This is a genomic window from Streptomyces longispororuber, assembly GCF_014656095.1.
GTDB classification, from domain to species: domain Bacteria; phylum Actinomycetota; class Actinomycetes; order Streptomycetales; family Streptomycetaceae; genus Streptomyces; species Streptomyces longispororuber.
Map to the genome: position 1 here is coordinate 1 of NZ_BNBT01000212.1, position 10,813 is coordinate 10,813.

Below are 10,813 nucleotides of genomic sequence, written 5' to 3' on the forward strand. Positions count from 1 at the left end.
GGGAGTCCGCGGCGCGGGGACCGGCGGCCGCGGCCGTGCCGGGGCCCTCGCGCGCGACCGTGCCGGGGCCCTCGCGCGCGACCGTGGGGCGGCACCGGCCGACTCCGGTGCCGCCGGAGTAGCCTCGCCCGCATGCATGCGATCACGATCTCCGAACCCGGTGGACCCGAGGCGCTCGAGTGGGCCGAGGTCCCTGATCCCGTACCCGGCGAGGGCGAGGTCCTCGTCGACGTGGTGGCCAGCGCCGTGAACCGCGCGGACCTGCTGCAGCGGCAGGGCTTCTACGACCCGCCGCCCGGCGCGTCCCCCTATCCGGGCCTGGAGTGCTCCGGGCGGATCGCCGCGCTCGGCCCCGGCGTGACGGGCTGGACGGTCGGCGACGAGGTGTGCGCGCTGCTCGCGGGCGGCGGGTACGCGGAGAAGGTCGCCGTCCCCGCGGGCCAGCTCCTGCCGGTGCCGAAGGGCGTGGACCTGGTGACGGCGGCGGCGCTGCCGGAGGTCACGGCCACGGTCTGGTCGAACGTGTTCATGGTGGCGCACCTGCGCCCCGGCGAGACGCTCCTCGTGCACGGCGGCGCGAGCGGGATCGGCACCATGGCCATCCAGCTCGCGAAGGCCCTCGGCGCGCGGGTCGCGGTGACGGCGGGCGGCCCGGAGAAGCTGGCGTTCTGCCGCGAGCTGGGCGCGGACGTGCTCATCGACTACCGCGAGCAGGACTTCGTCGAGGAGGTCCGGCAGGCCACGGGCGGTGCCGGGGCCGATGTGATCCTGGACATCATGGGCGCGAAGTACCTGGACCGGAACGTGCGGGCCCTCGCGGTCAACGGGCGCCTCGCCATCATCGGGATGCAGGGGGGTGCCAAGGGCGAGCTGGACATCGGCGCGCTGCTGCGGAAGCGGGGGGCCGTCATGGCCACGTCGCTGCGGGCGCGGCCCGTCGCCGAGAAGACCGCGATCATCGCGGCCGTGCGGGAGCATGTGTGGCCGCTGCTGGAGGGCGGGGCGGTGCGGGCCGTGGTGGATCAGGTGGTGCCGTTGCGGGAGGCGGGGGCCGCGCATCGGGTGCTGGAGGAGGGTGGGCATCGGGGGAAGGTGGTGCTGAGCGTTTAGGGGTGGCCGGGCCTCAGCGGGGTCCTGGCCGGGCCTCAGTCGGCCCCAGCCGCCCCAGCCGGGGCCTCGTCGGGGCCTGGCCGGGGCCCTGGCCCTGGGCGGGGCCGTGGCCTCCGCCGGGGCCCGGGGCCGGGGCCGGGGTGTCGGGTGCGGGTGGGTGCCCTCGCGGGGGCGCCCCAGACCCGCCCCTTTCCCGTAACCAGGGGGCTGCCGCCCCCTGGACCCCCGCTCATCGGCGCTCCGCGCCTCGTCCTCAAACGCCGGACGGGCTGGATATTCGCCGCTCGGGGTCGTTCCGCGGGTGCCGCCGGGTGGGTTGGATGCTCGGCGCTCGGGGTCGTTCTGCGGGTGCCGCCGGGTGGGTTGGATGCTCGGCGCTCGGCGTCGTTCTGCGGGTGCCGCCGGGCGGGCTGGAGGCTCGCCGCTCGGGGTCGTTCCGCGGGTGCCGTCGGAGTGCTTCGACGTGCCGGATCACGGGTGGCGTGTGAGGCTGGCCGCACGACCTTGAGCCTGGCCGTCCGCCTAGGACGGCGACCCGGCACCGGGAGGGGTCCGTGCGGTGACTTCATGGCTGCTCCGTACGCCGTGCGCGGCGGTACTCGCGGCGGCGCTGCTCGCCCCGGCGCCGGGGTACGCCGCCGAGCCGTCCCCCGCCCCCTCGGCCGCGTACTACGACGAGGTGTCCCTCGCCGGGAGCCGCGCGGGCGAGGGGCGGCCCCGCCCCGGCCGGGCCCGGGCGCTGGATGTGCCCGACCCGCGGGGCTGGCGCCCGCTGCCGCCCCCGGCCCGCGAGCACCGGCCCCGGCCGGAGCCGCCGCCCGCGGCCGACCCCGGCGACACCACCGGGCAGTCCGTCCGCGGCCGGGCGACCGGGCCGCCCATCCCCGGCCTGCGCGTCCTGCCGCTCGGCGCGGGGCTCGTCCTCATCGGCCTGGGCCTCGGTTTCCTGGGGCTGCGGCTGCGCCGCGGCTGAGCCGGGGCCGGGGCGCCCGTTGCGCCACGTGGACAGGCGGAGGGCCTCGTACAGGGTGGATCACCGGTGTACGGGGGCACCACGGAGGTGTGAGGAACGGGTACGAGAGAATGGCGGCATGGAGATGCCGAGGAACGAAAGGTCGCCGGAGAACCCCCAGGTCCTGGTTGTCGGCCAGGACGGCATGGCGCTCGGCGGCGGAGGCGACGACGACGCCCGCGAGGTCCCGGTGACGGACATGGTCGAACAGCCCGCGAAGGTCATGCGCATCGGCAGCATGATCAAGCAGCTCCTGGAGGAGGTGCGCGCGGCGCCTCTGGACGAGGCGAGCCGTGTGCGCCTCAAGGAGATCCACGCCAGCTCGGTGAAGGAGCTGGAGGACGGGCTCGCACCGGAGCTGGTCGAGGAACTGGAGCGTCTGTCGCTGCCGTTCACCAACGAGTCGACGCCCAGCGACGCGGAGCTGCGCATCGCGCAGGCCCAGTTGGTGGGCTGGCTCGAAGGCCTCTTCCACGGGATCCAGACGACCCTGTTCGCGCAGCAGATGGCCGCCCGGGCCCAGCTCGAGCAGATGCGGCGCGCGCTGCCGCCGGGCGTCCGCGTGGGCGACGACGACGAGGAGGGCGGCGTGGCGGGCCGCAGCGGGGGGCCGTACCTGTAGCCCCACCAGGGGAGAGCCCGCCGACCGCATACGAAGGGGCCCGGTACGCGCGACGCGTACCGGGCCCCTCGGTATGCGGGGGGGGGAAGAGAGGAGAACACCGGCCCGCGCCGGGCCACGCGCCGGTGAACGGTCAGGACGTGGTGGGCGGGTTGCCCGTCGAGATCTGGAAGGTGATCTGCACGTTCTTCGGGTCCACGTCCGAGCCCCCCTTGGGGATCTGGCCCATGACGATGTCCTCGCCGTACGTGTTCTCGTTGACCGCTTGCTTGTCGTAGTTCCATCCGGCCGCCTGCAGGCAGGACAGCACCGATCGCCAGTCCTTGTAGGTGAAGTCCGGCAGTTTGATCTTGTTCGGGTCGTTGTACGCCGTGTCCGGCTCGGTGCAGAGGGTCTTCTCGACCGTCTTCGTCCGGTCCGGGCCCCGGTGGCCCGCCACCGGCTTCTTCGTCTCCTTGGCCTTGCCGCCGTCGTCGTCGCCGTTCAGGGACAGGGCCGTGATCAGGCCGCCGATGGCGAGCAGGGCGACGACGACGGAGCCGATGACGACCGGCAGGTTGCGCTTGCGGCCGCCTCCGCCGCCGGCGGGGGCCGTCGCCGTGGTGGACTGCGGGGAGATGGTGTACGGGGGCGGGGTCGAGGCCGCCTGGGGGCCCGGGGCGTAGGCGTTGGTGGGGGCGGGGGTCTGGTAGCCCTGCTGGGGGTAGCCGTACCCGGCCTGGGGCGTGGGGGTCGCCGGGCCGTAGGGGCCCGGCTGGTACGGCGTCTGGACGCCGCCCTGCGGCTGCGGCGCGGCCGTGTCGACCGGCGGGAACACGGCGGAGCCGACGCCCGCGCCGCTGGCCGTCGGGGCGCCCGCCACGATGCTCGGCGCGGCCGCCTGGAAGGACTGGCCGACGCGCAGGCACTCGTCGCGCATGGCCTCGGCGGTCGGGAAGCGCTCGTTCGGGTTCTTCTTCAGCGCGCGGGCCACCAGGGCGTCCACGGCCGGCGGCAGCGAACGGTTGATGGAGGACGGCGCGACCGGCTCCTCCTGGACGTGCGCGTACGCGATGGCCAGCGGCGAGTCCGCGTCGAAGGGCAGGCGTCCGGTCACCAACTGGAAGAGCATGATGCCGACCGAGTACAGGTCGGAGCGGGCGTCCACGCCGCGGCCGAGGGCCTGCTCGGGCGAGAGGTACTGCGGCGTGCCGACGACCATGCCGGTCTGCGTCATCGAGGTGACGCCGGACTGCATGGCGCGGGCGATGCCGAAGTCCATGACCTTGACGACGTTCCGCTTCGTCATCATCACGTTGCCGGGCTTGATGTCGCGGTGGACGAGCCCCGCCTCGTGGCTGATCTCCAGGGCCGCGAGCACATCCGCGGTGATCTTCAGCGCCTGGTCGGTGGGCATCGCGCCGTGCTGGCGGACCGCCGCCTCCAGGACGGAGCCGAGGGGCTTGCCCTCCACGTACTCCATGACGATGTACGGCATCGCCGTGCCACCGAGGTCGTCCTCGCCGGTGTCGAAGACCGAGACGATGTTCGTGTGCGTGAGCTTGGCCACGGCCTGGGCCTCGCGGCGGAAGCGCTCACGGAAGGACTGCTCACGGCCCAGCTCGGTGTGGAGTGTCTTGATCGCGACCTGTCGGTCGAGCACCGTGTCGTACGCGAGGTGCACCGAGGCCATTCCGCCCTCGCCGAGCAGATCGCGCAACTGATAGCGGCCGCCGGCCAGCGAACTGCCCGCGTACCGGCCCTGAGCGCCGTCCTGGCTCATGTCGTGCGTCCCCCATCGGCGCGGACGCGAGACGGCGCCGCGGCTGTGACTGTGGCTTCGGGCTGCGATCGAAGGTGTCCGCAGGACAGTGATCGAGCCGCTATTCCTGGCCAAGTCTGCCCGAGGGCGATGTCACGTCAAGCTCGGTGCCCGTTCCGTGACCGTACGCGCAAGAAGCGTCTCGGAAGCGTTACAAGTTTGCTCCGGCGGGCCCCCGGCGGGTTTGATGGCCGGTCCACCTCGGACCGGCATGCCCCGGGAAGGCTGTAGCGTGGCACGGCGGAGTACCCCGTACCGCTCCCATCACGCATCCGGTACACGCCCACCACGGGCGGACCACGATCAGAACGACGGCGAGGACTGATGGCACAGACGCAGCGCGCTCAGGGCCCGTCCGACCCCGAGGCGACTGGCGGCGGTATGTCAGACGCGCCTGAAATGTGGGGTAACGGCGGACTTGTCGGAGACGGCAGGTACCGCCTGACCCGCAGACTCGGCCGGGGCGGCATGGCCGAGGTCTTCGCCGCCGAGGACGTACGCCTGGGGCGTACGGTCGCGGTCAAGCTGCTCCGCTCCGACCTCGCCGAGGACCCCGTGTCCAAGGCGCGCTTCACGCGTGAGGCGCAGTCGGTGGCGGGCCTGAACCACCACGCGGTCGTCGGGGTCTACGACTCGGGTGAGGACCTGATCGGCGGGAACTCCGTCCCCTACATCGTGATGGAGCTCGTCGAGGGCCGCACGATCCGCGACCTGCTGCTCAACGCGGAGGCCCCTGGGCCCGAGCAGGCCCTGATCATCGTGTCCGGGGTCCTGGAGGCGCTCGCCTACTCGCACCAGCACGGCATCGTGCACCGCGACATCAAGCCCGCGAACGTGTCCATCACCAACACCGGCGCGGTGAAGGTGATGGACTTCGGCATCGCGCGCGCCCTGCACGGGGCGTCCACGACGATGACGCAGACCGGCATGGTGATGGGCACGCCGCAGTACCTGTCGCCGGAGCAGGCGCTCGGCAAGGCCGTCGACCACCGGTCCGACCTGTACGCGACGGGCTGCCTGCTGTACGAACTGCTCGCGCTGCGGCCGCCGTTCACCGGCGAGACGCCGCTGTCCGTGGTCTACCAGCACGTGCAGGACACCCCCGTCCCGCCGTCGCAGGTGTCCGACGCGGCGCCGCCGGAGCTCGACGGGCTCGTCATGCGGTCGCTGGCCAAGGACCCCGACGACCGCTTCCAGACCGCGGAGGAGATGCGCGGCCTGGTCCAGTACGGGCTGCAGATGCTCGCCGAGCAGGGCAGCCACACCGGGACCTGGAGCACCGGGCCGGTCGACGCGGCCCCCGGCCACGAGGGCGGGCACACGTCCGTCATGGGCGTCGCCGGTACGACCGCGATGCAGCACCCCGGGGACACCGGGACCGCGCAGATCCCCGGCCCCATGCTGCGCCCGCCGGGCGGTGACGACGGCGGCTTCGACGGCGGCCACCGGGACGGCGGCGGCCGCGGGCGCGCGGGCAAGCTGTGGATCCTCGCCGTGCTCGCGGTGGTGGCGATCGCGGTGGGCATCGCCTTCGCGCTGTCCGGGAACGACGGCAAGGCCAAGAAGGACGACGAGCCCCCGAAGACGCCGACGACGAAGCAGTCGCAGGAGAAGAAGCCGAGCAAGAGCGCCGACGAGGAGAAGTCGCAGGACCCCGGGACGCAGCCGGGCGGCGGCACGACCGGCGGCCAGAACGACGACTACACGCAGCGGCCGACGCAGCCGTCCCAGCGGCCCTCGCAGCAGCCGACGCAGCCCACGCAGCCGACCACGGGGCCGACGGACCCGCCGACCGAGCCGACGGACCCCGCGACCGAGCCGACGAATCCGCCGACGCAGCCGTCCGACCCGGTGACGCCGCCGGACGACAGCGGCGGCAGCGAGGGCGGTACCGAGGGCGGCGACGGCGGTGTCGAGGGCGGCGAGGGCGACCCGGAGTGACCTGCTCCGGGTGATCCTCCTCGGGCCTGTTCTCCCCGGTCAGTGACCGCTTCCGGGCCGAGGCCGGAAGAGGTGGGCCGTGCCCGCCCGTGCCGCCCCCCGCGCGGACCACTCGCCCGCGGCGGGAGCGAGGGAGGTGGCGGAGCACAGGGTGTGCACCGTGCTGGTCCGCGGGATGAGGCGCAGGTACACCGCGTCGTACGGCTCCCCGTCCACGTAGCAGGGGGGCGGGCCGAAGCGGGCCAGTTCCGCAGGAGTGGGGTGGGCCCCCTCGCAGAGGCCGACGAGCTGGACGGTCCACTGGCCCTCGGACGCCGTGGCTGTGCCCAGGTTGTCCGCTCCGTACGCGACGACGCTGCCCAGGCACGCGTCGTGGTACCCGAAGCCCCGGTGCATGCGCAGCAGCAGGTGCCCGTCGCACACGATGTGGCGGGCCGCCGCGAGGAACGGCAGGGCGCGCATGCTGGTCGCCACCCGGCCGTGGTCGGTGCGCCGGAGCAGGGCGAAGGCGAGCTGGCGCTCGGATGCGGAGGGCATGGTCCCACCGTGCGGCACCCGCGCCGGGCGCAGAAGAGGACCCCGCCCCGTACCCCGGGGGACGTAAGTCCCGAAACGCGTCCCGGAAGCGCGCGGCCCGGCCGGGCCGGACGGAGAACGGCCCCGCGACCCGCGGGGAGGCGTCAGCGGCGCTCGGCCTGCATCCGCGCCACGTAGGCCGCAGCCTGCGAGCGCCGCTCCATGCCCAGCTTCGACAGCAGGCTGGAGACGTAGTTCTTGATGGTCTTCTCGGCGAGGTGCAGCCGCTCGCCGATGGCGCGGTTGGTGAGGCCCTCGCCGATCAGGTCGAGGATCTTGCGCTCCTGCTCGGTGAGGTTGGCCAGGCGGTCGTCGCCCCGGGCGCCGCCGCCGTCGCGCAGGCGCTCCAGGACGCGGGCGGTGGCGACCGGGTCGAGCAGGGACTTCCCCGCCGCGACGTCCCGTACGGCGGTCAGCAGCTCGGTGCCGCGGATGGCCTTGAGGACGTAGCCGGACGCGCCGGCCATGATGGCGTCGAAGAGGGCCTCGTCGTCCGCGAAGGACGTCAGCATCAGGCATTTGATGGAGTCGTCCTGCGAACGGATCTCACGGCAGACCTCCACCCCGCTGCCGTCGGGAAGGCGCACGTCGAGGACGGCCACGTCGGGCCGGGTGGCCGGAATGCGGACCAGCGCGTCGGCGGCGGTGCCCGCCTCCCCGACCACCTCGATGTCGGCCTCCACCGAGAGCAGTTCATGGACTCCGCGCCGGACGACCTCGTGGTCGTCGAGCAGGAATACCGTGATTTTTCCTTCTTCGCGCACGGTGTCAGTGTCACACATCAAGTCTTCCCGTGCCCGGGGTGCCCGGGATAACGTGCCGGTGTTCCGGCCCCCTGCCAGGCTGTGATCAGTGGCGTGACCAGGAAGTGTTTCCCGGCTTTAGCGATTTTCTTGGATTTCCTAGAACAATTTACTTGGAAATCCAAGCAACATCGCAGGTCAGACGGGGTTTCACAGTTTTGGGACGCACTGGGTACCGTGCTTGGAGAAGGGTGCTCGCCGGGACGACTGTCACGCCTTATCCCGGCTGAGCGCACCCACCCCGTGCGACGGGCTGGAATCGGGCGAGCCGTACTGGCCTCCCGGTGGACCCCGGGGGCCGGACCGACGGAGGAGCACACGTGACCGTGGAAAGCACCGCCGCGCGTACGCCGCGCCGCGCAGGCAGCGGCGGCAAGCGCACCAGTGCGAGCTCGAAGAGCGCGAGCGCCAAGAGCACCGCTGCCGACGCGAAGAGCGCCGGCACGAAGAAGGGCGCGAGCGCCAGGAAGGCCGGGGACGGGCAGCCCGAGCTGGTACAGCTCCTGACGCCCGAGGGGGAGCGGGTCGTCAGCGCCGAGTACGACCGGTACGTCGCGGACCTCACGCCCGAGGACCTGCGCGCCCTGTACCGGGACATGGTGATGACCCGGCGCTTCGACGCCGAGGCCGTCACCCTGCAGCGCCAGGGCGAGCTGGGCCTGTGGCCGTCGCTGCTGGGCCAGGAGGCCGCGCAGGTCGGCTCGGGCCGGGCGACCCGCCAGGACGACTACGTCTTCCCCACCTACCGCGAGCACGGCGTCGCCTGGTGCCGCGGCGTGGACCCGACGCTGCTGCTCGGCATGTTCCGAGGGGTGAACAACGGCGGCTGGGACCCCAACGGGAACAACTTCCACCTGTACACGATCGTCATCGGCTCGCAGACGCTGCACGCCACCGGCTACGCGATGGGCGTGGCCAAGGACGGCGCGGACAGCGCGGTGGTCGCGTACCTGGGCGACGGCGCGACGAGCCAGGGCGACGTGGCCGAGGCCTTCACGTTCTCCGCGGTGTACAACGCGCCGGTGGTGTTCTTCTGCCAGAACAACCAGTGGGCGATCTCCGAGCCGACCGAGAAGCAGAGCCGCGTGCCGCTGTACCAGCGCGCCCAGGGCTACGGCTTCCCGGGCGTGCGCGTGGACGGCAACGACGTGCTCGCCTGTCTCGCCGTCTCCAAGTGGGCCCTGGAGCGGGCGCGCGCGGGTGAGGGACCGGCGCTGATCGAGGCGTTCACGTACCGCATGGGCGCGCACACCACCTCCGACGACCCGACGCGCTACCGCCGCGACGAGGAGCGGGAGTCCTGGGAGGTCAAGGACCCGATCAAGCGGCTGCGGGCGTACCTGGAGGCGCAGGGCCACGCGGACGAGGCGTTCTTCGCGGAACTCGAGGCGGAGAGCGAGACGTTGGGCAAGCGGGTGCGGGACGTGGTGCGGGCGATGCCCGACCCGGACCCGATGTCGATCTTCGAGAACATCTACGCGGACGGACACGCGCTCGTCGACGAGGAGCGCGCCCAGTTCGCCGCCTACCAGGCGTCGTTCGCGGACGCACCTGCGGACGCCGTGGCCGGCGGGGAGGTCAAGTAATCATGGCCGTACAGAAGTTCCCGATCGCCAAGGCGATCAACGAATCGCTGCGCACGGCCCTGGAGGCCGACCCGAAGGTCCTCGTCATGGGCGAGGACGTCGGCAAGCTCGGCGGCGTCTTCCGCGTGACCGACGGCCTGCAGAAGGACTTCGGCGAGGAGCGCGTCATCGACACCCCGCTCGCCGAGTCGGGCATCGTCGGCACGGCCATCGGCCTGGCACTGCGCGGCTACCGCCCGGTCGTGGAGATCCAGTTCGACGGCTTCGTCTTCCCGGCGTACGACCAGATCGTCACGCAGCTCGCCAAGATGCACGCGCGGGCGCTCGGCAAGGTCAAGGTGCCGGTCGTCATCCGCATCCCGTACGGCGGCGGCATCGGCGCGGTCGAGCACCACAGCGAGTCCCCGGAGGCGCTGTTCGCGCACGTGGCGGGGTTGAAGGTGGTCACGCCGTCGAACGCGTCGGACGCGTACTGGATGCTCCAGCAGGCCATCCAGAGCGACGACCCGGTGATCTACTTCGAGCCCAAGCGGCGCTACTGGGAGAAGGGCGAGGTCAACACCGACGCGATCCCGGACCCGCTGCACAAGGCCCGGGTGGTCCGCGAGGGCACGGACGCGACGCTGGTGGCGTACGGCCCGATGGTGCGCACCTGCCTGGAGGCGGCCGCGGCCGCCGCGGAGGAGGGCAAGTCCCTGGAGGTCGTGGACCTGCGCTCGGTCTCGCCGGTCGACTTCGACACGGTGCAGGCCTCCGTGGAGAGGACGGGCCGCCTGGTCGTCGTGCACGAGGCGCCGGTGTTCTTCGGCTCGGGCGCGGAGATCGCCGCGCGCATCACGGAGCGCAGCTTCTACCACCTGGAGGCGCCCGTCCTGCGGGTCGGCGGCTTCCACTCGCCGTATCCGCCCGCACGGGTGGAAGAGGACTACCTGCCGGGCCTCGACCGGGTGCTCGACGCCGTCGACCGCTCGCTGGCGTACTGAGGGAAGAGGGTCGTGACGACTATGACTGACACCGCTTCGGCCGTCCGCGAGTTCAAGATGCCCGACGTGGGCGAGGGGCTCACCGAGGCGGAGATCCTCAAGTGGTACGTGGCCGCGGGTGACACCGTCACCGACGGCCAGGTCGTGTGCGAGGTGGAGACCGCCAAGGCAGCCGTGGAGCTGCCCATCCCGTTCGACGGCACGGTCCGGGAGCTGCGCTTCCCGGAGGGTACGACGGTCGACGTCGGCCAGGTGATCATCACCGTGGACGTGGCCGGGGGCGCGGCTCCCGCGCCGGAGGCGGCCCCGCCCGCCCCGGCCGCGGAGCCGGCGCCCGAGCCGGCGGAGCCCCCGGCGCCCGCGGATGCAGCCAGGAAGC

At 72.7% G+C, this 10,813-nt stretch carries 10 protein-coding genes; 7 read left to right on the plus strand and 3 right to left on the minus strand.

Annotated features, from left to right (window positions below; all coding sequences use genetic code 11):
- The first annotated feature begins 132 nt into the window (after positions 1-132).
- The 3 genes from IE330_RS35715 to IE330_RS35725 all read left to right on the plus strand — a co-directional run bounded on the left by IE330_RS35715 (position 133) and on the right by IE330_RS35725 (position 2,744).
- A complete protein-coding gene (locus IE330_RS35715; protein WP_190140340.1) occupies positions 133-1,110 on the plus strand; it encodes an NAD(P)H-quinone oxidoreductase in 978 nt (325 codons plus the stop codon).
- 559 nt (positions 1,111-1,669) lie between these two features.
- Positions 1,670-2,083 carry a hypothetical protein gene (locus IE330_RS35720; protein WP_190140341.1) on the plus strand — a complete coding sequence of 138 codons (414 nt, stop codon included), beginning with the start codon at positions 1,670-1,672 and terminating at the stop codon, positions 2,081-2,083.
- A 118-nt stretch (positions 2,084-2,201) separates the two neighbouring features.
- Positions 2,202-2,744 carry a bacterial proteasome activator family protein gene (locus tag IE330_RS35725; RefSeq protein WP_190140342.1) on the plus strand — a complete coding sequence of 181 codons (543 nt, stop codon included), beginning with the start codon at positions 2,202-2,204 and terminating at the stop codon, positions 2,742-2,744.
- Between the two features lie 133 nt (positions 2,745-2,877).
- Here the strand turns inward: IE330_RS35725 and IE330_RS35730 are convergent, their stop codons facing one another.
- On the minus strand, positions 2,878-4,506 hold the full coding sequence (locus IE330_RS35730; protein ID WP_190140343.1) for a protein kinase domain-containing protein: 1,629 nt from the start codon (positions 4,504-4,506) through the stop codon (positions 2,878-2,880).
- Positions 4,507-4,869: 363 nt separating this feature from the next.
- Between IE330_RS35730 and IE330_RS35735 the strand changes: the two genes are divergently transcribed.
- Entirely contained in the window at positions 4,870-6,486 is a 1,617-nt protein-coding gene (locus IE330_RS35735) for a protein kinase domain-containing protein (protein WP_190140344.1), read from the plus strand.
- A 39-nt stretch (positions 6,487-6,525) separates the two neighbouring features.
- On the opposite strand, the gene IE330_RS35740 is transcribed toward IE330_RS35735, so the two are convergent.
- The gene (locus tag IE330_RS35740) at positions 6,526-7,023 is read right to left on the minus strand and encodes a pyridoxamine 5'-phosphate oxidase family protein (protein ID WP_190140345.1); all 498 of its coding nucleotides are present in this window, start codon (positions 7,021-7,023) and stop codon (positions 6,526-6,528) included.
- A gap of 143 nt (positions 7,024-7,166) precedes the next feature.
- Entirely contained in the window at positions 7,167-7,826 is a 660-nt protein-coding gene (locus IE330_RS35745; RefSeq protein WP_308439073.1) for a response regulator, read from the minus strand.
- Positions 7,827-8,185: 359 nt separating this feature from the next.
- On the opposite strand from IE330_RS35745, the gene pdhA reads away from it, so the two are divergent.
- From pdhA to IE330_RS35760, 3 genes are all read left to right on the plus strand, one after another.
- Positions 8,186-9,451 carry a pyruvate dehydrogenase (acetyl-transferring) E1 component subunit alpha gene (gene pdhA / locus IE330_RS35750; protein WP_190140347.1) on the plus strand — a complete coding sequence of 422 codons (1,266 nt, stop codon included), beginning with the start codon at positions 8,186-8,188 and terminating at the stop codon, positions 9,449-9,451.
- 2 nt (positions 9,452-9,453) lie between these two features.
- Positions 9,454-10,434 (plus strand): alpha-ketoacid dehydrogenase subunit beta, encoded by a 981-nt coding sequence (locus tag IE330_RS35755; RefSeq protein ID WP_190140348.1) that lies wholly within the window; start codon positions 9,454-9,456, stop codon positions 10,432-10,434.
- Positions 10,435-10,446: 12 nt separating this feature from the next.
- Positions 10,447-10,813: biotin/lipoyl-containing protein (locus tag IE330_RS35760; RefSeq protein WP_373314815.1), on the plus strand; the 367-nt coding region annotated here is incomplete at its 3' end.

Excerpts from the sequence above, each read along its gene's own strand:
- IE330_RS35715 (WP_190140340.1), top strand. The coding sequence starts at position 133 with ATGCATGCGATCACGATCTCCGAACCCGGTGGACCCGAGGCGCTCGAG.
- IE330_RS35725 (WP_190140342.1), top strand. The coding sequence starts at position 2,202 with ATGGAGATGCCGAGGAACGAAAGGTCGCCGGAGAACCCCCAGGTCCTG.
- IE330_RS35730 (WP_190140343.1), bottom strand. The coding sequence starts at position 4,506 with ATGAGCCAGGACGGCGCTCAGGGCCGGTACGCGGGCAGTTCGCTGGCC.
- IE330_RS35735 (WP_190140344.1), top strand. The coding sequence starts at position 4,870 with ATGGCACAGACGCAGCGCGCTCAGGGCCCGTCCGACCCCGAGGCGACT.
- IE330_RS35740 (WP_190140345.1), bottom strand. The coding sequence starts at position 7,023 with ATGCCCTCCGCATCCGAGCGCCAGCTCGCCTTCGCCCTGCTCCGGCGC.
- IE330_RS35755 (WP_190140348.1), top strand. The coding sequence starts at position 9,454 with ATGGCCGTACAGAAGTTCCCGATCGCCAAGGCGATCAACGAATCGCTG.